Here is a 20,439-nt window from a genome sequence, read left to right as displayed (position 1 = left end):
GCGTGCGTGAATCAGGGCGCACGGTCCGTGCCGCTGCCGTTCGTGTCGCCCGCATCGTTCGTGGCGCCCGTTTGCGGCGGCGCGCCTAGCGCACGGCCGACCGCATCGCGGGTACGGGCGAACTCCTTCTCGAAGTCGAGGGTACGGCGCGCGGTGGACATCGCCATGATGACGTCGACGCCGTGATCCTGACCGTCCTGACCCGTGCGGTCCTTCAGCCAGAACCACAGACGCCGCTCACGCACGTAGAACATCGAGAAGATGCCGAGCACGAGCAACAGGCTGCCAAGATACACGACTTTCTTGCCCGGCGCGCGCGTCAACTGAAATACCGAAGCTTGCACCTGCTTGAATGAATCGAGCTGTAGATAGACGGGAGATCCATACAGGAAGCTGTCGGATATCGCGTTGATGGAGTCTTGCACGAAGCGCGCGGCGTCGGCATCGGGCTTCAGGTCGGGCTCGCCGGCCTGCTCGCGCGCGAGCTGCCAGAGGTCCCACGTCGCGCCTTCGAGCATGCGCAGCAGGAGGCTCGCAGCCTTTTCCTGCTGATCCTTGGGCACCGACTTGTCGATGAATGCGGCCACGGCCTGGAAGCCGGCAGCCGCGCCGTTCGCGCCAGTTGCGCCATTCGCGCCGTGCGGCGCCTCCGAGCCCGCGAAAAGGGTCAAGACGCGCTCGGCGCTATCTTCGAGATGCTGTTGCAGGTCGCGGTTCGAATCGGGGACCGAGCGCGCTGCGAAGCGCTTTGCAGCCTGCGAGCGCAGCGCGGGATCTTCGAAGGCCGCGCGCAGCATCATCCACTCTTTCGGCGTGCCGCCGCTGTCCGCGGGAATGCGCAGGTAGCGGAACGGATCGTCGGGATTCTCGCGCATGCCCGCGAGGAACATGCGGTCGCCGCCGCCCACGTCCACGGGCAGCATGTAGTTGTTGTACTCGCGCGCCTGACCGTCCTTGTCGCGCACCTTGTACTGCACCGACGGCCCCACGTTATGCAGGTCGAGCGGCTTCGAACTCTTCGCGCCGGAGCCGAGACGCTCGTCGAACGCTTCCTTGAGCGACTGGTGCGCCACGCCCCGCGCGTCGTTCGCGCCGCTGCCGTTCGAGATGTTCTCGACGTTGATCGCGCGGAAGTCCGCGAACTCGATGGTTTGCCCATCCACGCCCGGCACCGTCTGTCCCGCGGGCACCGCGAGCGGCGCCGAATTGCCGATCGTGCCGCCGAACGGGAAGCTCTTCGCGCCGGCGCCCGACATGGGCCACGCCGTCATCGACATCTGCGAGCCGCCGTCCTGGAAGCTCGACTGATAGATCGACACGCCGTCGTACTCGAACGGCTCGTTCACCTCGATACGCGCCGGAATGCGCTGGCCCGTCTTGTGGTCGATCACGACGATGTCGCTCGCGAAGAGCTTCGGCATGCCGGTCGAATAGTAATCGACGATGAACTTGTTGAGCTGGATCGAGAACGGCAGGTCCTGAATCAGCGAGCCGTCGGGCTGGTTCAGGATAGCCGTGGAAACGAACTGGCCCTCGGGCACCCAGGCGTAGCCGCGGAAGGTCGGATTCGACTGCGAGAGCCGGTGCTCGGGCGCGATGTCGTTGATGACGGCGTTGCTGCGGATGGGCGTCTTGTCGAAGAGCCACATCTGGAATTTGATCGGCAGATTGCTGTCCAGCAGGCCGCCGAGGCAGATGATCACGATCGCGAGGTGCGCAAAGATGTAGCCGATCTTCGTGAGCGCGCCGCGCTTGGCGGCGATGAGCGTGGCGCCCTCGCTTTCGCGCGTGACGAACCGGTAGCCCATGCGCCCCGCCAGCTTGCCGAGCGTGGCGGCGGTTTGCTCGCGCGTGCCGCCCTCCACCGCAAACTCGCCCTTGTGATGGAACGCGCGCAGGCTGCCTTCGCGGACCTTGTCCTTCCAGCTCTTCATGTCCGCGAGCATCTTCGGCGCGTTGCGGATCACGCACAGCGAGACCGACACGACGAGAAAGCCGAGGATCGTCATGAACCACCACGCGCTGTAGACCGTGTAGAGGCTCAGCGAGCGGAAGATGTCGGCCCAGAAGGGGCCGAACTGGTTGACGTAGTTCGGGTAGGGATCGTCCTGCGTGAGCACCGTGCCGATGATGCTCGCAATGGCGAGCACGACGAGCAGCGCAATCGCGAAGCGCATCGAACTGATCAGTTCGACGGCGCTCTTCACTGCCTTCTGGCGAACATTCAACTGCAAACCCTGCGTGGTGACGCTCATTCAAACTCCGCTTTTCGCTCTTGCTGGCTGCCTGCCCGCTTCCATTCGATCCGGCGCGACAGCAAAAAAGGGTGCAGGCGCGCCGTCAGCATGACGACGCCCTCACCCTTTTCTTGTTCTCCAGCCGGCCGCGCGATCGAACACCCGCAAGCCGGCTACGCTCAATGCAGTCCCGCTGCGTAATCGGCGACGGCCTTGATCTCGTCGTCCGAAAGCCGGTGCGCGATGGTTCGCATTGGATCGTTATTGTTGCGCGTGCCCTGCTGGAACGCGTTGAGCTGCGCAACGATATATTCCGACCACTGGCCCGAGAGGCGCGGATACTGGATCGGAATGCCCTGGCCCGTAGGTCCGTGGCACGCCGCGCAGGCCGGCACGCCCTTGTCGGCGATACCGCCGCGCCAGATCGACCGGCCGAACGATACGGTCTTTGCGTCGTGCGCGTAGCCGGGCTTGGGTGTCTGGGAGGCGAACCAGGCTGCGACGTTGATCATATCCTGGTCTGACAGCGCGGCAGCGAAGCCAGCCATGATGGGGTTCGCGCGCGCCGCCGGCTTGCCGCCGGGCTGCGGTTTGAAGTCCTTGAGTTGCTTGACGAGATACTCGGCGTGCTGGCCCGCGAGCTTGGGATAGGCGCCGCCGGTGCTGTTGCCGTCCGCCGCGTGGCAGGCCGCGCACACCTGCGCGGCAATGGCTTGCCCCCGGGCGACGTCGGGCTTGGCCGGCGTTCCCTGATCCGCCGCGCTTGCCTGCCCCGCCACCATGAATAGACCTGCTGTAAGACCTGCCGCTATCGCACTCTCGAACACCTTCAAGCACTTGCCCAGTCGATTCATTCGCGCACCTTGTTTCGTCTTGTGGGAATCAGGTTCTGCAATGGACGACAGCGACCGATCTACCTCGAAAGGCCCGCGCTGGCCTCACTGGTATTCAGTAAACCATCGCATTGTACAATAGCGCGCAAGGCAGCACGGCGCCAGTCGGGCCTGCCCCCGATATCCCAGATTCCATCCCGGGCGGTTCCGGGCCCGGCGGGCCAGCCGCCGCGTTGTTTCATATTGTGGTTCTTTTCCGATGGCCTTCCTGCTGCACCAAGCCCGCTTCTTCACGACGGTGAACCATCTGCGCGATCTGCCCGCCACGGCGCGGCCCGAAGTCGCGTTCGCCGGCCGTTCGAACGCCGGCAAGTCCACCGCCATCAATCTGCTGTGCAACCAGAAGCGGCTCGCCTTCGCCTCGAAGACGCCGGGCCGCACCCAGCATATCAATTACTTCGCGGTAGGCCCCGCCGACGAATCCGTGGGCTATCTCGTCGACCTGCCCGGCTACGGCTATGCCGAAGTGCCGGCAGCCGCGAAGGCGCATTGGGAGCAGTTGCTTTCGCTCTATCTGCAAACCCGCGCGCAGCTTTCCGGCCTCGTCCTGATGATGGACGCGCGCCGTCCGCTCACGGACCTCGACCGCCGCATGGTCGAGTGGTTTGCGCCCACGGGCAAACCGATCCACGCACTCCTTACGAAGTGTGACAAATTGACGCGTCAAGAGAGCGTGCTCGCGCTGCGCACGGCGAAGAAGGCCTTCGACGAGTACAACAAGCAAGGCTACGAGGGAAAGCTGAGCGCCCAGCTTTTTTCGGCGCTCAAGCGCGTCGGGCTCGACGAGGCGCAAGCCGTGATCGAGAGCTGGATGGTTCCGCAGGAATCCATTGGCGAGGGCGGCGTCGAGGCGGAATAACCCCGCTGCTGCACACGGGTCGTCAGCCGACTAAGAGCCCCTGGTCGCGGGCTGTCCACACGCTTTCATCAGACTTTTTCGAAGGCAATGCGCGGCGCACATAAAAAAACCCGCCGTAATTTCCGGCGGGTTAAACAGCCTTATCGAAAAACGACAGGCACCCGCTCAGGGAGGAGAAGCGGGGAGCTTGGCGCCAGGCGCCTCGCTCGATCGGTATGATATACCATTGTCCCGAAAAGTTTCCTGCGCTCCGGGACCCATCCCGTTTCAAGATATCCGCCGACATGAGCTTCTATCCGCATCATCGTCCGCGCCGCATGCGACGTGACGATTTCTCGCGCCGTCTGATGCGCGAAAACCTCCTCACCACGAACGACCTGATCTACCCCGTATTCGTCGTCGCGGGCAACAACGTGCGCGAAGCCGTGCCGTCGATGCCCGGCGTCGAACGCGTGTCGATCGATCTGCTGATGGGCGTCGCCGAGCAGTGCGTCGAACTCGGCATTCCGGTGCTCTCGCTTTTCCCCGCCGTCGATCCGTCGCTCAAGACGCCCGACGGCATCGAAGCCACGAACCCCGACGGCGTGATTCCGCGCGCCGTGCGCGAGTTGAAGAAGCGCTTCCCCGACCTCGGCGTGCTGTGCGACGTCGCGCTCGACCCGTACACGAGCCATGGCCAGGACGGCGTGCTCGACGAAAACGGCTATGTGATCAACGACGAAACCATCGAGATCCTTGTCGCGCAGGCGCGCGCGCAGGCCGAAGCAGGCGTTGATATCGTCGCGCCTTCGGACATGATGGACGGCCGTATCGGCGCGATCCGCGAGATGCTCGAAAGCGAGAACCACATTCACGCGCGCATCATGGCGTACTCGGCCAAATACGCTTCGGCGTTCTATGGTCCGTTCCGCGATGCCGTGGGCTCGGCTTCGAATCTGGGCAAGAGCAACAAGATGACCTACCAGATGGACCCGTCCAACTCCGACGAAGCGCTACGCGAAGTGCGCCTCGACATCGAGGAAGGCGCCGACATGGTGATGGTGAAGCCCGGCATGCCCTACCTCGACATCGTGCGCCGCGTGAAGGACGAATTCCGCTTCCCGACCTACGTGTACCAGGTGAGCGGCGAGTACGCCATGCTGAAGGCCGCCGCGCAGAACGGCTGGCTCGATCACGACAAGGTGATGATGGAATCGCTGCTCGCGTTCAAGCGCGCGGGCGCCGACGGCATCCTCACGTATTTCGCGCTCGACGCCGCGCGTCTGCTGCGCGCACAGAAGTAATCGAAGCGCATGTCGCATGAAAAAGGCACGTCCGCGGACGTGCCTTTTGTTTTTACGCCGATGGCGCTGCCGGCGCTTGCGGCGCGCGCGCCGTCACGCGGTCGAGGCGCGCAAGGAAGCGGTCGGCGTTTTCGTAGCCGACCACGCGCAGCACTTCGTGACCTTGCGTGTCGAAGAAGATGATGCCAGGCGGCCCGAAGAGTCCGAAGCGCTTGAGCAACGCCTGGTCGTCCGAATTATTGGCGGTCACGTCGGCACGCAGCAGGCCCAGTTCGCCCAGGCGCTTCTGCACGCGCGGGTCGCTGAACGTGAACTTCTCCATCTCCTTGCAGCTCACGCACCAGTCCGCGTAGAAGTCGAGCATCGACGGCTTGCCTGCCGTCTTGAGCGCCGCATCGAGCTGCGCCGGCGAGCGTACGGGCGCGAAGACCAGCGCGTTAGCATCGCTGGCGCCCGCGGACTGCTCCACGCCTGCGGGGGCATCGCTCGCACCGCCCACGCGCGCGGCGAGCACCGCGAGCGGACGCAGCGGATCGGTCGAACCGGCCGCCAGACCGACGATCAGCGTCGCCGCCCAGATCGCGAACGCCGCGCCGAGACCACGTCCGAGGCGCCGCCAGATGTTGGCCACACCCGCGTTCGGCGTAAAAAGCCCGAGCGCCGCGGCCGCGAGCAGCAGCCAGAGGGCGGCGAGCAGCATTTGGGCGGTCGCGCCGAGTACCGGCCAGACGATCCACAGCGCGGCCGCCAGCAGCACGACGCCGAAGAACACCTTCACGCCATCCATCCATGCGCCCGCGCGAGGCAGCAGCGAGCCCGCGCCGAGGCCGAGGATCATCAGCGGGACGCCCAGACCCAGACCCATCGCAAAGAGCGCCGCGCCGCCGAGCACGGCGTTGCCCGTGTGCGCGATGAAGGCGAGCACCGCGAAGAGCGGCGCGGTCATGCAGGCGCCCACCACCAGCGCGGAAAGCGCGCCCATCACGGCGACCGCCGCGAATTTGCCGCCGGAGCGGCCCTGCGTGGCACGCGAGGCGCCGTCCTGCCAGCGCTGCGGGAGCGCGATGTCATAGCCCGCGATCAGCATGACCGCGAACGCGGTGAGGAGCACCGCGAACACGCCGAGCACCCACGGGTTCTGCAGCCACGCGCCAAGGCTCTGACCGACCAGTGCGGCGGCAATGCCCAGCACCGTGTAGACGAGCGCCATGCCGAGCACGTAGACGAACGAGAGCGCGAAGCCGCGCGAGCGCGTCACGCGCGCGCCCTCGCCGACGATGATCGCGGAAAGGATCGGGATCATCGGATACGAGCAAGGCAAGAGGCTCAGCACCATGCCGGCCAGGAAGTACAGGCCGACCACAGCGAAAAAGCCGCCGCCCTGGAGCAGCGATTGCGCGTAGTCGGCGCTTGTGGCGCGCTCGTACCAGGGTTCGTCGGCGTCGCTTACAGCGGGCGCCGCGTGGCTTTGCGGCAGCGGCACGGGCGTCGCGCCTGCCGCGCCCGGCACGGCGCTCTGCCCGGCCGCAGCGGCCTGCAAAGCCGCGCCGCTCACGTGATACACGTGCTCGGCAGGCGGATAGCAGATGCCGGCGTCGGCGCAGCCCTGCGACGTCACCGCGAGATCGAACGGACCGCTCGCCTTCTGGACCGGCACGCGGATCGTCAGCTCGCCGCGATAGGTTTCGACGTTCTTCTGGAAGGTCGGATCGAACTTCACATGGCCGGGCGGGATTTGCGCCGCGCCCAGTTGCGCCGTGCCATTGCGCGTGGCGAAAGCGAAGCGCTCGCGGTACATGTAGTAGCCGTCCGCGATCTTGAAATGCACGTCGACCATGCCCGGCACTTCGCTCGCGCTGAAGGTGAAGGCCTGGTCGGGCGGCAGGAAGTCGTCGTCGGCTCGTGCGAGCGAAGCGCCGAACAGCAGCGGCAGCAGGCAGCAGACGAGCAGAAAAAAGCCGGAAAGCGACGCGTACGGCGTGACGCGGGAGCGCCGATCGAAGCGGTTAGACATGAAGGGTGCGCTGAGTTTCGGCATTGACCCATTGCCCGTAGGCATTCGACGCCGTCGCTTGCCACGAGAGAATCTCGGGCGTCTCATAGGGATGGTGGGTCTGGATGAACTGTTCGAGTTCGGCCGCGCGGGCGAGACTCGTCTTGAAGAGCAACTGAATCTCGTCGCCCGACTCGATGTTGCCCTGCCAGTGATACTGCGATTGCACAACTCCCAGGCGCGTCACGCACGCGGCGACACGCTGTGCGAGCGCCCCGGAGGCGAGCTTTTCGGCGGTGGCCTCGTCGGGCACCGTTGTCAGTATCAAGGTCACATTGAGGGTCACGACGAACTCCGGCGTAACGCCCGCGCGCGGCGGCACGAGCGGGCTTTGAGGCAGAACGTTATCGTACCATCGGCGCCGATTGCCTTCTCTCGGGTGCCGTGTCGCGAAAAGGGGCTGCGACCGGCAAACACCGTCAGGCTGACTTTAATCCGGGCCGCAAAACAAAAAAGCCAGGCTAGGCCTGGCTCTTTTGCGTGCCGCTCGATCCGGGACCGAAGCGACTGAAAGCTTATTCCGCTTCCTGGACGTTCTCTTCCGCGACTTCCGGACGGTCGAGCAGTTCGACCAGTGCCATCGGCGCGTTGTCGCCAACACGGAAACCGAACTTCAGGATACGCAGGTAGCCGCCCGGACGGTTCGCGAAACGCGGACCGAGCACGTCGAACAGCTTCGTGACCGAGTCACGATCGCGCAGGCGGTTAAACGCCAGACGACGGTTTGCGAGCGACGGCTTCTTGCCGAGCGTGATGAGGGGCTCGACAACCTTACGGAGTTCCTTCGCCTTCGGCAGCGTCGTCTTGATGACTTCGTGCTCGATGAGCGAGTTGGACATGTTACGGAGCATTGCCAGACGGTGGCTGCTCGTGCGGTTCAGTTTCCGCAGACCATGACGGTGACGCATTTCAATTTCCTTGAAACAAAGTTTTGGTCCAGCTCTTCTATCGCTTCACACGGAAGCACGGGCCGGTACATGAAAAAGGCAAGACGCGGATTTTAAAGGAAAATCCGCGTCCGTGCCACATTACTTACTTGTCGAGACCAGCCGGCGGCCAGTTTTCGAGCTTCATGCCGAGCGTGAGACCGCGCGAAGCGAGCACTTCCTTGATCTCGTTGAGCGACTTGCGACCCAGGTTCGGGGTCTTGAGCAGCTCGTTCTCGGTGCGCTGGATCAGATCGCCGATGTAGTAGATGTTCTCGGCCTTCAGGCAGTTCGCCGAGCGAACCGTGAGTTCGAGATCGTCCACCGGACGCAGCAGGATCGGATCGATCTGCGGTGCGCGCGACGGGGCTTCCGCCGCCGTTTCCGTGCCTTCCAGTGCAGCGAACACCGACAACTGATCCACGAGGATGCGCGCCGACTGGCGGATCGCTTCCTCAGGCGAGATCACGCCGTTGGTTTCGATGTTCATCACGAGCTTGTCGAGGTCGGTACGCTGTTCGACACGCGCGCTTTCCACGGCGTAGCTCACGCGGCGAACCGGCGAGAACGACGCGTCCAGCACGATGCGGCCGATGATCTTGGCCGACTCGTCGCCGTAACGGCGCACGTTGCCCGGCACGTAGCCGCGGCCCTTTTCGATCTTGATCTGCACGTCGAGCTTGCCGCCCTTCGTCAGATGCGCAACCACGTGTTCCGGGTTGATGACTTCGCAGTCGTGCGAGAGTTCGATGTCGCCAGCGGTGACAACGCCTTCGCCTTCCTTGCGCAGCGTAACCGTCACTTCGTCACGGTTATGCAGCTTGAAGACCACGCCCTTGAGGTTCAGCAGCAGGTTGACCACATCCTCTTGCACACCGTCGAGCGTCGAGTACTCGTGCACGACGCCTGCGATCGTCACTTCGGTCGGCGCGTAGCCCACCATCGACGACAGCAGCACGCGCCGGAGCGCGTTACCCAAGGTATGGCCATAACCGCGTTCGAACGGCTCCATGACCACTTTCGCGTGGTTGTCGCCGAGCGATTCCACAGCGATGATCTTGGGTTTCAACAAACTGGTTTGCATAGGTTTTCCTTTTCAATACCCTCGGCTCGTTACACCGATAAGGCTGAGATGGCCACAACCTGAAAAAAACAGCCGAGGCGACCTCCTGCGCGAAGCACAGAGGCTACCCCGGCCGTCAATCCGATTAGCGCGAATACAATTCGACGATCAGGCTTTCGTTGATGTCGCCAGCGATGTCGCTGCGCTCAGGCATGCCCTTGAACGTGCCTTCGAACTTCTTCGCGTCGACCGACACCCAACCTGCCATGCCGCCTTGCTCTGCGAGCGAGAGGGCTTCGACGATACGCGCCTGCTTCTTCGCCTTTTCGCGAATCGCGACGACGTCGCCGGCCTTCACTTGCATCGACGGGATGTTCGAAACGACGCCGTTCACCGTGAGAGCCTTGTGGCTCACGAGCTGGCGCGCTTCTGCGCGGGTCGATGCGAAGCCCATGCGGTACACGACATTGTCGAGACGCGATTCGAGCAGTTGCAGCAGGTTTTCGCCGGTGTTGCCCTTGATACGGTCAGCTTCAGCGAAGTAGCGGCGGAACTGGCGCTCGAGCACGCCGTAGATACGCTTCACTTTCTGCTTTTCGCGAAGCTGCGTGCCGTAGTCGGACGTACGTGCGCCCGAAGTGCGGCCGTGCTGACCGGGCTTGCTGTCGAGCTTGCACTTGTCGGCGAGCGAGCGGCGTGCGCTCTTCAGGAAGAGGTCGGTGCCTTCACGGCGGGACAGCTTGGCCTTCGGGCCGATATAACGTGCCACGTTGCTTTCCTTTGATAATTGGTCACGCGAACTTGATGGGAAGACCCGTCGGTTTCGCGCTAGTCCGGCCCTTTGGACCGAACGGTGGGCTTAGTCAATTCAATAACGCCGAGAGCCTGGGTCGCCGTTACCGGCGGCTCAGGCGTTCGGCAAAAGCGACGCCTTAGATGCGACGGCGCTTCGGCGGACGGCAGCCGTTGTGCGGGACCGGCGTCACGTCGGAGATCGCGGTGATCTTGATGCCAAGACCATGCAGCGCGCGCACCGCCGATTCGCGGCCAGGACCGGGGCCCTTGATCCGCACTTCGAGGTTCTTCACGCCGTATTCCATCGCGACGCGGCCAGCCGATTCGGCTGCGACCTGAGCTGCGAAGGGCGTCGACTTACGCGAACCCTTGAAGCCCTGACCGCCCGACGTTGCCCAGGCAAGCGCGTTGCCTTGACGGTCGGTGATCGTGATGATGGTGTTGTTGAACGACGCGTGAACGTGAACCACGCCCTCGGCGACGTTCTTCTTAACCTTCTTGCGAACGCGTTGCGCCGCGGAGTTGTTCGAAGCCTTAGCCATTACGTTTTCCTGTAACTTTCAGTTCCGCTTACTTCTTCAGCGACTGTGCTGCGCGGCGCGGACCCTTACGCGTACGTGCGTTGGTACGCGTACGCTGGCCACGCAGGGGCAGGCCCTTGCGATGGCGCACGCCGCGGTAGCAGCCGAGGTCCATCAGGCGCTTGATGTTCATCGTCACTTCACGGCGGAGATCGCCTTCGACGACAAACTTGCCCACTTCCTCACGCAGCTTTTCCAGATCCGCGTCGTTCAGGTCCTTGACCTTCTTGTTGAACGGCACACCGGCGGCCACGCAGATGTTGCGCGAACGCGTGCGGCCAACACCGAAAATTGCCGTCAAGCCGATTTCAGTGTGCTGGTGGTTCGGGATGTTAACCCCTGCAATACGAGCCATTGTTTTTCCTCAAACAAAAAGCGCAAGCGCGCTAATCAGCCTTGGCGCTGCTTGTGGCGCGGGTCCGAGCTGCAGATCACGCGAACGACGCCGTTGCGCTTGATGATTTTGCAGTTGCGGCAAATGCGCTTTACCGATGCCATCACTTTCATGATATTACCCTTTTTCCTAAATCACTTCGCCCGGAACACGATCCGCGCACGCGACAGATCGTAAGGCGTCAACTCAACCGTCACCTTGTCGCCCGGGAGAATGCGGATGTAGTGCATCCGCATTTTTCCGGAAATATGTCCCAGAACGACATGGCCGTTTTCCAGCTTCACCCGGAAGGTCGCGTTGGGGAGGTTTTCGATCACCTCGCCTTGCATCTGGATTACATCGTCTTTGGCCATAGGTCCTTTTAACGCATCGGGACGCCGCCGCCCTTGAAGTTGGCCTTCTTGAGCAGCGATTCATATTGTTGCGACATCACGTACGACTGCACCTGCGCCATGAAGTCCATTGTGACGACGACAATGATCAGCAGCGACGTTCCACCAAAATAAAACGGCACATTCCAGCGCAGCACCAGAAACTCCGGCAGCAGGCAAACGAACACGATATAGATCGCACCGGCCAGCGTCAGACGCGTGAGGATGCGGTCGATATAGCGTGCCGTCTGATCGCCCGGGCGGATGCCAGGTACGAACGCGCCACTCTTTTTCAGGTTGTCGGCCGTTTCCCTGCTGTTAAACACCAGTGCGGTGTAGAAGAAGCAGAAGAATACGATCGCCAACGCGTACAACAACACGTACACGGGCTGGCCAGGCTTGAGGGCTTCGGCCACATTGTGCAGCGTGTCCGCAAACCAGCCGGTTCGCGAACCCGAACTGAACCAGTTCAGGATGGTTGCCGGGAACAGGATGATCGACGACGCGAAGATCGGCGGAATCACACCCGACATGTTCAGCTTGAGCGGCAGGTGGGACGACTGCCCGCCGTAAATCTTGTTACCGACCTGGCGCTTCGCATAGTTCACGAGGATCTTGCGCTGGCCGCGTTCGATGAACACCACCAGGTAAGTCACGGCTGCGATCAGAACGACCACGATGATCGCCGAGATGATGCTCATCGAGCCGGTGCGAACCAGTTCGAAAAGCCCACCGAGCGCATTCGGGAAGCCTGCCGCGATCCCGCCGAAGATGATGATCGAGATACCGTTGCCAAGCCCGCGTTCCGTGATCTGCTCACCAAGCCACATCAGGAACATCGTGCCCGTTACGAGCGTCACGACCGTCGTCAAGCGGAACACCATGCCCGGATCGATCACGAGGCCAGGCTGGTTTTCCAGCGCGACCGCGATGCCGAACGCCTGAAACGTCGCCAGCACCACCGTGAAGATCCGCGTGTACTGCGTGATCTTGCGTTGTCCAGCCTGCCCTTCCTTCTTCAGCGCTTCCAGTTGCGGCGAAACAATCGCCATCAACTGCAGGATGATCGACGCCGAAATATACGGCATCACACCCAGCGCGAAGATCGTGAACCGCGACAGCGCGCCACCCGAGAACATGTTGAACATGCCAAGGATGCCGCCCGACTGGCTCTGGAAGAGCTTCGCCAGTTGGTCCGGATCGATACCCGGAACCGGAATGTGCGCGCCGATACGATAAACGACCAACGCCAGCAGCAGGAACACTGCACGCCGACGCAGGTCGCCGAACTTCGGTGCGCTGCGACCGGTTTTTGCGAGACTCGGGCTGTTAGCCAAGTAGCTTCTCCGATGCAGATGCTAGTGACGGCGGGCAAGCCCGCACGCACCACTCACAATCACTCGGCAAAAGAACCGCCTGCTGCCTCAATCGCAGCACGCGCATTCTTCGTCGCACCCAGACCCTTGACGACGACCTTACGCTTGATCTCGCCGGTAGCGATGATCTTCGCGCTGCGGGTCAGTTCGCCAACGAGGCCTGCCTGCTTGAGAGCCAGCAGATCGACTTCGTCGACCGGCAGCTTCTCGATGTCGGCGAGGCGCACTTCACCCACGAATTCCTTCGTGAGCGACGTGAAGCCGCGCTTCGGCAGACGACGTTGCAGCGGCATTTGACCGCCTTCGAAGCCGACCTTGTGGAAGCCGCCCGAACGCGATTTCTGACCCTTGTGACCACGGCCAGCGGTCTTGCCGAGGCCGGAGCCGATGCCGCGGCCGACGCGACGCTTTGCGTGCTTCGCGCCTTCTGCCGGCTTCAGGTTATTCAATTCCATTTTCAACTCCTGGAGTCTTTGGTCGACCGCTTAGCCGATGACCTTAACGAGGTACGAGACCTTGTTGATCATGCCGCGCACAGCCGGCGTGTCCTGCAGCTCGGAAACCGAGTTCAGGCGACGCAGGCCGAGACCGCGCACCGTGGCGCGGTGCGTTTCGCGGGTCCCAATCAGGCTCTTGACGAGCTGAACCTTGACAGTTTTTTCAGACATGGTTCCCACCCTTAGCCCAGAATGTCTTCGACGGACTTGCCGCGCTTCGCCGCGATGTCAGCCGGGGTCGACTGCTTGCGCAGACCGTCCAGCGTGGCGCGAACGAGGTTGTACGGGTTCGTCGAACCGTGGCTCTTCGCCACGACGTTCTGCACGCCCATCACGTCGAACACTGCGCGCATCGGGCCGCCGGCGATCACGCCCGTACCTGCCTTCGCCGGAGCGAGGAGGACGACCGATGCGCCATGCTTGCCGTGCACTTCGTGTTGCAGGGTGCCGTTCTTCAGGGGCACCTTGAACATGTTGCGGCGAGCTTGTTCCATCGCCTTCTGGACAGCAACCGGCACTTCTTTCGACTTGCCCTTGCCCATACCGACGCGGCCATCACCGTCGCCAACCACGGTCAGTGCGGCGAAGCCGAGAATACGGCCACCCTTCACGACCTTGGTCACGCGATTGACCGAAATCATTTTTTCGCGGAGGCCGTCGTCGCGTTCGTCAGCCTGAACTTTCGCTTGCATCTTTGCCATGACGAATTCCTTCCTTAGAACTTGAGCCCGGCTTCGCGCGCAGCATCAGCCAGCGCCTTGACGCGGCCGTGATAGCGGAAACCCGAGCGGTCAAAGGCGACGGATTCGATGCCGGCGGCCTTAGCCTTTTCTGCAATACGCTTGCCGATCAGCGAGGCAGCGGCGACGTTGCCGCCCTTGCCCGACTGGTCAGCCAGTTGCGCACGCACTTCAGCTTCAAGCGTCGACGCGCTGGCCAGCACCTTGGTGCCGCAGGGCGAGAACACTTGCGCATAGATGTGCGTGTTCGTGCGATGCACGGCCAGACGCGCGACCTGCAGCTCAGCGATCTTGAGACGCGTCTGACGAGCGCGGCGCAGGCGAGATTGAGTCTTATCCATGATTGCGCACCCTTACTTCTTCTTCGTTTCTTTGAGGATCACAACCTCGTTGGCGTAGCGCACACCCTTGCCCTTATAGGGCTCAGGCGGGCGGTAGCCGCGGACTTCCGCAGCGACCTGGCCAACTTGTTGCTTGTTGATCCCCTTGATCACGATTTCCGTTTGCGACGGGGTCTCGGCCTTCACGCCTTCCGGCATCTGGTGCACCACGGGGTGCGAGAAACCCAGCGACAGGTTCAGCTTGTCGCCTTGCGCTTGAGCACGATAACCAACGCCAACCAGCGTCAGCTTGCGCTCGAAACCCTTCGTCACGCCTTGCACCATGTTCGCGACAATCGCGCGCATCGTGCCCGACATCGCATTGGCTTCGCGGCTTTCATCGGTCGGCTCGAACTTGAGCGTACCGTTGTCGTTCACCACCTTCACGAGGCGGTTCGCAGCTTGCGAAATCGTACCCAGCGGGCCCTTGACGGTAATCTTCTCGTCGCTGAGCGTCGCTTCTGCGCCTTGAAGCGCGATCGGGCTCTTACCTACTCGAGACATGTTTCTTCTCCTTAGGCCTTAAGCGACGTAGCAGATAACTTCGCCGCCGACGCCGGTAGCGCGCGCCTTGCGGTCCGTCATCACGCCCTTCGGCGTCGAAACGATCGCCACGCCCAGGCCATTCATGACCTGCGGGATATCGTTGCGGCCGCGGTACACGCGCAGACCCGGCTTCGAGACGCGTTCGATGCGCTCGATAACGGGACGGCCAGCGTAGTACTTCAACGCGATGTTCAATTCCGACTTCGCACCTTCGGTTTTCACCGCGAAATCGTCGATATAGCCTTCGTCCTTCAGAACCTGCGCAATCGCAATCTTCACTTTCGACGAGGGCATAGCAACCGAAACCTTCTCGACCATCTGCGCATTGCGGATGCGAGTCAGCATATCGGCGATAGGATCACTCATGCTCATTTATGTTTCTCCTATTACCAGCTCGCCTTGGTGATGCCAGGGATCTCACCACGGAACGCGATTTCACGAATCTTGTTACGTGCGAGACCGAATTTGCGGAACGTGCCACGCGGACGACCCGTGAGTGCGCAGCGGTTACGCTTGCGAGTCGGGTTCGAGTTGCGGGGCAGTTGTTGCAGTTCCAGGCGAGCCGAATAGCGCTCTTCTTCCGACTTGCTTTGGTCGTCGATGATCGCCTTCAGCGCTGCGCGCTTCGGCGCAAATTTCGCTGCCAGACGAGCGCGCTTCTTTTCACGTTCGATCAGTGCCAGTTTAGCCACGGTAACCTCAGTTTCTGAACGGGAACTTGAAGCCGGCGAGCAGTGCCTTTGCTTCTTCGTCGGTCTTCGCGGTCGTCGTGATGCTGATGTTCAGCCCACGCAGCGCGTCGATCTTGTCGTAGTCGATTTCGGGGAAAATGATCTGCTCTTTCACACCGATGTTGTAGTTACCACGGCCGTCGAACGCCTTGCCCGACACGCCACGGAAGTCGCGCACGCGGGGCAGCGCAACCGTCACGAAACGGTCCAGGAATTCGTACATGGCATTGCCACGCAGCGTAACCATCGTGCCGATCGGGTAGCCTTCGCGAATCTTGAAGCCGGCGATTGCCTTGCGCGACTTCGTGATGACGGGCTTCTGGCCGGCGATCTTCGTGAGGTCGCCAACGGCGTGCTCAAGGACCTTCTTGTCAGCGACGGCTTCACCGACACCCATGTTCAGGGTGATCTTGGTGAGGCGCGGCACTTCCATGACCGACTTGTAACCGAACTTCTCGATCAGGCCAGGAACGACCTTCTCTTTATAAAATTCTTGCAAACGTGCCATTTTTTACTCCGCAGCGTCAGGCGCTCAGAACAGCACCGGTCGTCTTAAGGAAACGGACCTTCTTGTCCCCTTCGACCTTGATGCCCACGCGCGACGGCTTACCGTTCGCGTCGACCAGTGCGACGTTCGAGATAGCCAGCGGCATTGCCTTGGCTTCCACACCACCCGTCGTACCCTTCATGGGGTTCGGCTTCACATGCTTCTTCGCGATGTTGATGCCTTCGACAGTGACGCGCTCTTCGCCGATGGCCAGCACGACGCCGCGCTTGCCCTTATCTTTGCCGGTAACGACGATAACTTCGTCACCCTTGCGAATCTTGTTCATCGCGGCTCCTTACAGCACTTCCGGCGCCAGCGAAACGATCTTCATGAATCGTTCGCTACGCAGCTCACGCGTGACCGGCCCGAAAATACGGGTGCCGATCGGCTCAAGCTTGGTATTCAAAAGCACGGCGGCATTGCCATCGAACTTGATCAGCGAGCCGTCTTGACGGCGCACGCCCTTCGCAGTGCGAACCACAACAGCGTTGTAGATTTCGCCCTTCTTCACGCGCCCGCGCGGCGTTGCTTCCTTGACGCTCACCTTGATGATGTCGCCAATGCTGGCATAACGACGCTTCGAGCCGCCGAGCACCTTGATGCACAGGACTTCACGTGCACCCGTGTTGTCGGCTACTTCAAGCCGAGTTTCGGTCTGGATCATGGTTTATCTTTCCCAACTTAATCCGGTCGCGCCACCATGGCACATCCGGTCAGTCTTGGTCCCGTCAGCCGCGCCGCCACTAGAACGACCGCTCAGCTGCTTGGGTAAGAACAGCAGCGACGGCAAACGAAACCGGCCATCGCATTCCGGTAAATCTTGCTAACCCGGACTGGCGCCCGGATCTGCTTCCCCACCTATTTTCGCCTGCTGCGTTGCCAACAGCAAACCCATAAAGAGGGAAGACCAAGACTATAACTCGATAATCTTGGTCTAGCAAGCGAAATCTTCAGCGATTTCAATTACTTCTACACCCCGGAGAATTGCTCCCCGGGGTGTTGCGCCACTTTTAGATGACGCGTGCTGCTTCGATCAGCTTCGACACGGTCCAGGCCTTCGTCTTCGAGAGAGGACGCGTTTCCTGGATTTCAACGAGGTCACCCTCGTTGTACGTGTTCGCTTCGTCGTGAGCGTGGTACTTCTTCGACTGCACGACGTACTTGCCGTAGATCGGGTGCTTGACGCGGCGCTCGACCAGGACGGTGACCGTCTTGTCCATCTTGTTGCTGACGACCTTGCCGACCAGCGTCCGCTTAAGCGAGGTTTTCACGCTTTCGTTCATTTCTGGTTCGCCTTCTGAGTCAGGACGGTCCGCACACGTGCGATGTCGCGACGAACCTTCTTCAACTGGCTCGTGTTCGTGAGCTGCTGGGTCGCGAGTTGCATGCGCAGGCCGAATTGCGCCTTCAAGAGGTCCGACAGCTCTTTGTCGAGCGCGGCCTTGTCTTTCTGAAGAAGTTCAGATGCCTTCATCAATCACTCCTTAGGCGCCGAGCTGGCGAACCATGAAGACCGTCTTCAGCGGCAGCTTGGCTGCAGCCAGACGGAAGGCTTCACGGGCCAGTTCTTCGGACACACCATCCATTTCATACAGCATCTTGCCCGGCTGAATCTCGGCGACGTAGTACTCAGGGTTACCCTTACCGTTACCCATACGCACTTCCGCCGGCTTTTGCGAGATCGGCTTGTCCGGGAAGATACGGATCCAGATGCGGCCGCCACGCTTGATGTGACGCGTCATTGCACGACGCGCTGCTTCAATCTGACGCGCGGTCAGGCGACCACGACCGATAGCCTTCAGACCGTATTCACCAAACGAAACGGCGTTGCCGCGCGTTGCGATACCGGTGTTACGACCCTTCTGCTCTTTGCGATACTTCCTGCGTTTCGGTTGCAGCATCGTTATTCTCCACTCTTGCCGTCACCGCCGGCGGCGCCACGGCGCGGGGCGCCACGACGTGCACCCGGTGCGCCTTCGCCATCACGGCGCGGACGACGATCGCCCGGACGCGCATTGCGGCGCGGACGCTTTTCTTCGGCGACTTCTTCCACCACCGGTGCGTCGTTGCGGCCGAGCGTGTCGCCCTTGTAGACCCAAACCTTCACGCCGATGATGCCGTACGTCGTCTTCGCTTCCGAGGTTGCGTAGTCGATGTCAGCACGCAGCGTGTGAAGCGGCACTCGACCTTCGCGGTACCACTCGGTACGTGCGATTTCGATACCGTTCAGACGGCCGGCGCTCATGATCTTGATGCCCTGGGCACCCAGACGCATCGCGTTCTGCATCGCGCGCTTCATTGCGCGACGGAACATGATGCGGCGCTCGAGCTGCTGCGTGATCGAATCGGCGATCAGTTGAGCATCGGTTTCCGGCTTGCGGATTTCCTCGATGTTCACGTGAACCGGAACGCCCATGCGCTTCTGGAGTTCGGCCTTGAGGAGTTCGATGTCCTCGCCCTTCTTGCCGATCACCACACCCGGGCGCGAGCTGTAAATCGTGATGCGAGCGTTCTTTGCCGGACGCTCGATCACAACACGGCCCACCGAAGCGTTCTTCAGCTTCTTCTTCAGGTATTCACGAACACCGATGTCTTCCTTCAACATCGCCGCGAAATTGTTGTTGTTCGCGTACCAACGCGAAGCCCAATTGCGGCTGACGGCCAAACGGAAGCCAGTCGGATGAATTTTCTGTCCCATCGTATGGCTCCTTAATTCCCGACCGTCACAGTGATGTGACAGGATTGCTTCTCGATGCGGTTGCCGCGGCCCTTGGCGCGCGCGGTGAAACGCTTCAGCGAAGCTGCCTTGTCGACGTAGATGCTCTTGATCTTGAGCTCGTCGATATCAGCACCTTCGTTGTGTTCCGCGTTTGCGATCGCCGAGAGCACAACCTTTTTCACGATGCCAGCCGCTTTCTTCGGCGAGAACGTCAGAACGTTCAGTGCCTTGTCGACCGGCAGACCGCGGATCTGGTCAGCCACAAGGCGCGTTTTCTGCGCCGAGATGCGGGCACCGCGATGAATTGCCTTCACTTCCATCTTGATTGCCCCTTATTTCTTGGCCTTCTTGTCGGCCGCGTGACCCTTGAACGTACGGGTCAGTGCGAACTCGCCAAGCTTGTGGCCGACCATGTTTTCCGTGACATACACCGGAACGTGTTGACGGCCGTTGTGCACGGCGATCGTCAGACCGATGAAGTCCGGCAGGATCGTCGAACGACGCGACCAGGTCTTGATCGGTTTCTTGTCGCGCGTTGCTGCAGCCGCCTCAACCTTCTTCAGCAAATGGGCGTCGCAGAACGGACCTTTCTTAATAGAACGTGCCATTGCCTACTCCTTAACGCTTGTGACGGCGCTGGACGATCATGCTCGTCGTGCGCTTGTTGCTGCGGGTGCGATAGCCCTTCGTCGGCGTGCCCCACGGGCTCACCGGGTCGCGACCAGCCGCAGTCTTGCCTTCGCCACCACCGTGCGGGTGGTCGACCGGGTTCATTGCAACGCCACGGACCGTCGGGCGGATACCGCGCCAGCGGTTCGCGCCAGCCTTACCGATTTGACGGAGGCTGTGCTCTTCGTTGCCGACTTCACCGATCGTTGCGCGGCATTCGACGTGCACGCGGCGGATTTCGCCCGAACGCAGACGAACCTGCGCGTAGACGCCTTCACGTGCCAGCAGCATGGCCGACGTGCCAGCCGAACGCGCCATTTGCGCGCCCTTGCCCGGCAGCATTTCGATGCAGTGGATCGTCGTACCGACCGGAATGTTGCGGATCGGCAGCGTGTTGCCTGCACGGATCGGCGCTTCCGAACCCGACATGAGCTGCGTGCCAACCGTCACGCCCTTCGGCGCGATGATGTAGCGGCGCTCGCCGTCTGCGTAAAGAACCAGCGCAATGTTCGCGCTACGGTTCGGGTCATACTCGAGACGCTCGACCTTCGCTGCGATGCCGTCCTTGTTGCGACGGAAATCGATCACGCGGTAGTGCTGCTTGTGACCACCACCCTGGTGACGCGTCGTGATACGACCGTTGTTGTTACGACCGGCCTTCGAGGACTTCTTTTCGAGCAGCGCTGCGAACGGCGCACCCTTATGGAGGTCCTTGTTGACGATCTTGACCATCGCGCGGCGACCCGGCGAGGTCGGCTTAACTTTCACGATTGCCATGA

General features: G+C 61.7%; 31 protein-coding genes. 2 read left to right on the top strand and 29 right to left on the bottom strand.

What is annotated here, in order from left to right:
* Positions 1–11: 11 nt before the first annotated feature.
* Together U5768_RS27795 and U5768_RS27790 are read right to left on the bottom strand one after the other, a co-directional pair.
* On the bottom strand, positions 12–2,255 hold the full coding sequence (locus U5768_RS27795) for a cytochrome c biogenesis protein ResB (RefSeq protein WP_322033542.1): 2,244 nt from the start codon (positions 2,253–2,255) through the stop codon (positions 12–14).
* A gap of 161 nt (positions 2,256–2,416) precedes the next feature.
* Positions 2,417–3,091, bottom strand: a complete 675-nt coding sequence (locus U5768_RS27790) for a c-type cytochrome (RefSeq protein ID WP_322033541.1) — start codon at positions 3,089–3,091, stop codon at positions 2,417–2,419.
* A 238-nt stretch (positions 3,092–3,329) separates the two neighbouring features.
* On the opposite strand from U5768_RS27790, the gene yihA reads away from it, so the two are divergent.
* Together yihA and hemB are read left to right on the top strand one after the other, a co-directional pair.
* On the top strand, positions 3,330–3,989 hold the full coding sequence (gene yihA / locus U5768_RS27785; protein ID WP_322033540.1) for a ribosome biogenesis GTP-binding protein YihA/YsxC: 660 nt from the start codon (positions 3,330–3,332) through the stop codon (positions 3,987–3,989).
* Between the two features lie 284 nt (positions 3,990–4,273).
* On the top strand, positions 4,274–5,272 hold the full coding sequence (hemB, locus tag U5768_RS27780) for a porphobilinogen synthase (protein ID WP_322033539.1): 999 nt from the start codon (positions 4,274–4,276) through the stop codon (positions 5,270–5,272).
* Between the two features lie 52 nt (positions 5,273–5,324).
* Here the strand turns inward: hemB and dsbD are convergent, their stop codons facing one another.
* The 27 genes from dsbD to rplB all read right to left on the bottom strand — a co-directional run bounded on the left by dsbD (position 5,325) and on the right by rplB (position 20,437).
* Positions 5,325–7,286, bottom strand: a complete 1,962-nt coding sequence (gene dsbD / locus U5768_RS27775) for a protein-disulfide reductase DsbD (protein WP_322033538.1) — start codon at positions 7,284–7,286, stop codon at positions 5,325–5,327.
* Positions 7,279–7,611: a divalent-cation tolerance protein CutA gene (gene cutA, locus U5768_RS27770; protein ID WP_322033537.1), complete on the bottom strand. Its 333-nt coding sequence runs from the start codon at positions 7,609–7,611 to the stop codon at positions 7,279–7,281. The genes dsbD and cutA overlap by 8 nt, the downstream gene beginning before the upstream one ends.
* Positions 7,612–7,840: 229 nt before the next feature.
* Complete coding sequence (rplQ, locus tag U5768_RS27765) at positions 7,841–8,233, bottom strand: 50S ribosomal protein L17 (RefSeq protein WP_027797304.1); 393 nt, start codon at positions 8,231–8,233, stop codon at positions 7,841–7,843.
* Between the two features lie 124 nt (positions 8,234–8,357).
* Positions 8,358–9,335, bottom strand: a complete 978-nt coding sequence (locus tag U5768_RS27760) for a DNA-directed RNA polymerase subunit alpha (protein ID WP_027819335.1) — start codon at positions 9,333–9,335, stop codon at positions 8,358–8,360.
* A 124-nt stretch (positions 9,336–9,459) separates the two neighbouring features.
* Positions 9,460–10,083, bottom strand: a complete 624-nt coding sequence (rpsD, locus tag U5768_RS27755) for a 30S ribosomal protein S4 (RefSeq protein ID WP_133186302.1) — start codon at positions 10,081–10,083, stop codon at positions 9,460–9,462.
* Positions 10,084–10,246: 163 nt separating this feature from the next.
* Positions 10,247–10,651: a 30S ribosomal protein S11 gene (rpsK, locus tag U5768_RS27750; RefSeq protein WP_006052224.1), complete on the bottom strand. Its 405-nt coding sequence runs from the start codon at positions 10,649–10,651 to the stop codon at positions 10,247–10,249.
* A 28-nt stretch (positions 10,652–10,679) separates the two neighbouring features.
* Complete coding sequence (gene rpsM, locus U5768_RS27745; RefSeq protein ID WP_028213337.1) at positions 10,680–11,045, bottom strand: 30S ribosomal protein S13; 366 nt, start codon at positions 11,043–11,045, stop codon at positions 10,680–10,682.
* A 35-nt stretch (positions 11,046–11,080) separates the two neighbouring features.
* A complete protein-coding gene (gene rpmJ, locus U5768_RS27740) occupies positions 11,081–11,197 on the bottom strand; it encodes a 50S ribosomal protein L36 (protein ID WP_027819338.1) in 117 nt (38 codons plus the stop codon).
* Between the two features lie 21 nt (positions 11,198–11,218).
* Positions 11,219–11,437, bottom strand: coding sequence for a translation initiation factor IF-1 (infA, locus tag U5768_RS27735; protein WP_004521905.1), 219 nt, complete (start codon positions 11,435–11,437; stop codon positions 11,219–11,221).
* Positions 11,438–11,445: 8 nt separating this feature from the next.
* On the bottom strand, positions 11,446–12,792 hold the full coding sequence (gene secY / locus U5768_RS27730) for a preprotein translocase subunit SecY (RefSeq protein ID WP_028206524.1): 1,347 nt from the start codon (positions 12,790–12,792) through the stop codon (positions 11,446–11,448).
* Positions 12,793–12,851: 59 nt separating this feature from the next.
* Positions 12,852–13,286, bottom strand: coding sequence for a 50S ribosomal protein L15 (gene rplO / locus U5768_RS27725; protein ID WP_158951565.1), 435 nt, complete (start codon positions 13,284–13,286; stop codon positions 12,852–12,854).
* A 30-nt stretch (positions 13,287–13,316) separates the two neighbouring features.
* A complete protein-coding gene (gene rpmD, locus U5768_RS27720; RefSeq protein ID WP_010106952.1) occupies positions 13,317–13,499 on the bottom strand; it encodes a 50S ribosomal protein L30 in 183 nt (60 codons plus the stop codon).
* An 11-nt stretch (positions 13,500–13,510) separates the two neighbouring features.
* Positions 13,511–14,029: a 30S ribosomal protein S5 gene (gene rpsE, locus U5768_RS27715; protein WP_028206522.1), complete on the bottom strand. Its 519-nt coding sequence runs from the start codon at positions 14,027–14,029 to the stop codon at positions 13,511–13,513.
* 14 nt (positions 14,030–14,043) lie between these two features.
* A complete protein-coding gene (gene rplR / locus U5768_RS27710; RefSeq protein WP_027819343.1) occupies positions 14,044–14,409 on the bottom strand; it encodes a 50S ribosomal protein L18 in 366 nt (121 codons plus the stop codon).
* A gap of 12 nt (positions 14,410–14,421) precedes the next feature.
* The gene (gene rplF, locus U5768_RS27705) at positions 14,422–14,952 is read right to left on the bottom strand and encodes a 50S ribosomal protein L6 (RefSeq protein WP_322033536.1); all 531 of its coding nucleotides are present in this window, start codon (positions 14,950–14,952) and stop codon (positions 14,422–14,424) included.
* 18 nt (positions 14,953–14,970) lie between these two features.
* A complete protein-coding gene (rpsH, locus tag U5768_RS27700) occupies positions 14,971–15,366 on the bottom strand; it encodes a 30S ribosomal protein S8 (RefSeq protein ID WP_027819345.1) in 396 nt (131 codons plus the stop codon).
* A 14-nt stretch (positions 15,367–15,380) separates the two neighbouring features.
* Entirely contained in the window at positions 15,381–15,686 is a 306-nt protein-coding gene (gene rpsN, locus U5768_RS27695) for a 30S ribosomal protein S14 (protein WP_069268214.1), read from the bottom strand.
* Between the two features lie 7 nt (positions 15,687–15,693).
* A complete protein-coding gene (rplE, locus tag U5768_RS27690; RefSeq protein WP_069268213.1) occupies positions 15,694–16,233 on the bottom strand; it encodes a 50S ribosomal protein L5 in 540 nt (179 codons plus the stop codon).
* Between the two features lie 16 nt (positions 16,234–16,249).
* Positions 16,250–16,558, bottom strand: coding sequence for a 50S ribosomal protein L24 (gene rplX / locus U5768_RS27685; RefSeq protein WP_069268212.1), 309 nt, complete (start codon positions 16,556–16,558; stop codon positions 16,250–16,252).
* Between the two features lie 9 nt (positions 16,559–16,567).
* Entirely contained in the window at positions 16,568–16,936 is a 369-nt protein-coding gene (rplN, locus tag U5768_RS27680) for a 50S ribosomal protein L14 (protein ID WP_028206517.1), read from the bottom strand.
* Between the two features lie 346 nt (positions 16,937–17,282).
* On the bottom strand, positions 17,283–17,555 hold the full coding sequence (rpsQ, locus tag U5768_RS27675) for a 30S ribosomal protein S17 (RefSeq protein ID WP_028206516.1): 273 nt from the start codon (positions 17,553–17,555) through the stop codon (positions 17,283–17,285).
* A complete protein-coding gene (gene rpmC, locus U5768_RS27670; protein WP_028206515.1) occupies positions 17,552–17,746 on the bottom strand; it encodes a 50S ribosomal protein L29 in 195 nt (64 codons plus the stop codon). Before rpmC ends, rpsQ begins: the two co-directional genes overlap by 4 nt.
* A 10-nt stretch (positions 17,747–17,756) precedes the next feature.
* Positions 17,757–18,173 carry a 50S ribosomal protein L16 gene (gene rplP, locus U5768_RS27665; protein WP_042269753.1) on the bottom strand — a complete coding sequence of 139 codons (417 nt, stop codon included), beginning with the start codon at positions 18,171–18,173 and terminating at the stop codon, positions 17,757–17,759.
* A gap of 2 nt (positions 18,174–18,175) precedes the next feature.
* Positions 18,176–18,970 carry a 30S ribosomal protein S3 gene (gene rpsC, locus U5768_RS27660; protein ID WP_028213348.1) on the bottom strand — a complete coding sequence of 265 codons (795 nt, stop codon included), beginning with the start codon at positions 18,968–18,970 and terminating at the stop codon, positions 18,176–18,178.
* Between the two features lie 11 nt (positions 18,971–18,981).
* Positions 18,982–19,311, bottom strand: coding sequence for a 50S ribosomal protein L22 (rplV, locus tag U5768_RS27655; protein ID WP_004199272.1), 330 nt, complete (start codon positions 19,309–19,311; stop codon positions 18,982–18,984).
* A 12-nt stretch (positions 19,312–19,323) separates the two neighbouring features.
* On the bottom strand, positions 19,324–19,599 hold the full coding sequence (gene rpsS / locus U5768_RS27650) for a 30S ribosomal protein S19 (RefSeq protein WP_027797286.1): 276 nt from the start codon (positions 19,597–19,599) through the stop codon (positions 19,324–19,326).
* A gap of 10 nt (positions 19,600–19,609) precedes the next feature.
* Entirely contained in the window at positions 19,610–20,437 is an 828-nt protein-coding gene (rplB, locus tag U5768_RS27645) for a 50S ribosomal protein L2 (RefSeq protein ID WP_322033535.1), read from the bottom strand.
* Positions 20,438–20,439 lie beyond the last annotated feature (2 nt).

Source organism: Paraburkholderia sp. J76 (assembly GCF_905220295.1).
In the GTDB taxonomy this organism is placed as follows: Bacteria; Pseudomonadota; Gammaproteobacteria; order Burkholderiales; family Burkholderiaceae; genus Paraburkholderia.
This window is presented reverse-complemented; position numbering and strand designations above follow the sequence as displayed.

Excerpts from the sequence above, each read along its gene's own strand:
- U5768_RS27795 (WP_322033542.1), bottom strand. The coding sequence starts at position 2,255 with ATGAGCGTCACCACGCAGGGTTTGCAGTTGAATGTTCGCCAGAAGGCA.
- U5768_RS27790 (WP_322033541.1), bottom strand. The coding sequence starts at position 3,091 with ATGAATCGACTGGGCAAGTGCTTGAAGGTGTTCGAGAGTGCGATAGCG.
- yihA (WP_322033540.1), top strand. The coding sequence starts at position 3,330 with ATGGCCTTCCTGCTGCACCAAGCCCGCTTCTTCACGACGGTGAACCAT.
- hemB (WP_322033539.1), top strand. The coding sequence starts at position 4,274 with ATGAGCTTCTATCCGCATCATCGTCCGCGCCGCATGCGACGTGACGAT.
- dsbD (WP_322033538.1), bottom strand. The coding sequence starts at position 7,286 with ATGTCTAACCGCTTCGATCGGCGCTCCCGCGTCACGCCGTACGCGTCG.
- rplQ (WP_027797304.1), bottom strand. The coding sequence starts at position 8,233 with ATGCGTCACCGTCATGGTCTGCGGAAACTGAACCGCACGAGCAGCCAC.
- U5768_RS27760 (WP_027819335.1), bottom strand. The coding sequence starts at position 9,335 with ATGCAAACCAGTTTGTTGAAACCCAAGATCATCGCTGTGGAATCGCTC.
- rpsK (WP_006052224.1), bottom strand. The coding sequence starts at position 10,651 with ATGGCTAAGGCTTCGAACAACTCCGCGGCGCAACGCGTTCGCAAGAAG.
- rpsM (WP_028213337.1), bottom strand. The coding sequence starts at position 11,045 with ATGGCTCGTATTGCAGGGGTTAACATCCCGAACCACCAGCACACTGAA.
- rpmJ (WP_027819338.1), bottom strand. The coding sequence starts at position 11,197 with ATGAAAGTGATGGCATCGGTAAAGCGCATTTGCCGCAACTGCAAAATC.
- infA (WP_004521905.1), bottom strand. The coding sequence starts at position 11,437 with ATGGCCAAAGACGATGTAATCCAGATGCAAGGCGAGGTGATCGAAAAC.
- rplO (WP_158951565.1), bottom strand. The coding sequence starts at position 13,286 with ATGGAATTGAATAACCTGAAGCCGGCAGAAGGCGCGAAGCACGCAAAG.
- rpmD (WP_010106952.1), bottom strand. The coding sequence starts at position 13,499 with ATGTCTGAAAAAACTGTCAAGGTTCAGCTCGTCAAGAGCCTGATTGGG.
- rpsE (WP_028206522.1), bottom strand. The coding sequence starts at position 14,029 with ATGGCAAAGATGCAAGCGAAAGTTCAGGCTGACGAACGCGACGACGGC.
- rplR (WP_027819343.1), bottom strand. The coding sequence starts at position 14,409 with ATGGATAAGACTCAATCTCGCCTGCGCCGCGCTCGTCAGACGCGTCTC.
- rplF (WP_322033536.1), bottom strand. The coding sequence starts at position 14,952 with ATGTCTCGAGTAGGTAAGAGCCCGATCGCGCTTCAAGGCGCAGAAGCG.
- rpsH (WP_027819345.1), bottom strand. The coding sequence starts at position 15,366 with ATGAGCATGAGTGATCCTATCGCCGATATGCTGACTCGCATCCGCAAT.
- rplE (WP_069268213.1), bottom strand. The coding sequence starts at position 16,233 with ATGGCACGTTTGCAAGAATTTTATAAAGAGAAGGTCGTTCCTGGCCTG.
- rplX (WP_069268212.1), bottom strand. The coding sequence starts at position 16,558 with ATGAACAAGATTCGCAAGGGTGACGAAGTTATCGTCGTTACCGGCAAA.
- rplN (WP_028206517.1), bottom strand. The coding sequence starts at position 16,936 with ATGATCCAGACCGAAACTCGGCTTGAAGTAGCCGACAACACGGGTGCA.
- rpsQ (WP_028206516.1), bottom strand. The coding sequence starts at position 17,555 with ATGAACGAAAGCGTGAAAACCTCGCTTAAGCGGACGCTGGTCGGCAAG.
- rpmC (WP_028206515.1), bottom strand. The coding sequence starts at position 17,746 with ATGAAGGCATCTGAACTTCTTCAGAAAGACAAGGCCGCGCTCGACAAA.
- rplP (WP_042269753.1), bottom strand. The coding sequence starts at position 18,173 with ATGCTGCAACCGAAACGCAGGAAGTATCGCAAAGAGCAGAAGGGTCGT.
- rpsC (WP_028213348.1), bottom strand. The coding sequence starts at position 18,970 with ATGGGACAGAAAATTCATCCGACTGGCTTCCGTTTGGCCGTCAGCCGC.
- rplV (WP_004199272.1), bottom strand. The coding sequence starts at position 19,311 with ATGGAAGTGAAGGCAATTCATCGCGGTGCCCGCATCTCGGCGCAGAAA.
- rpsS (WP_027797286.1), bottom strand. The coding sequence starts at position 19,599 with ATGGCACGTTCTATTAAGAAAGGTCCGTTCTGCGACGCCCATTTGCTG.
- rplB (WP_322033535.1), bottom strand. The coding sequence starts at position 20,437 with ATGGCAATCGTGAAAGTTAAGCCGACCTCGCCGGGTCGCCGCGCGATG.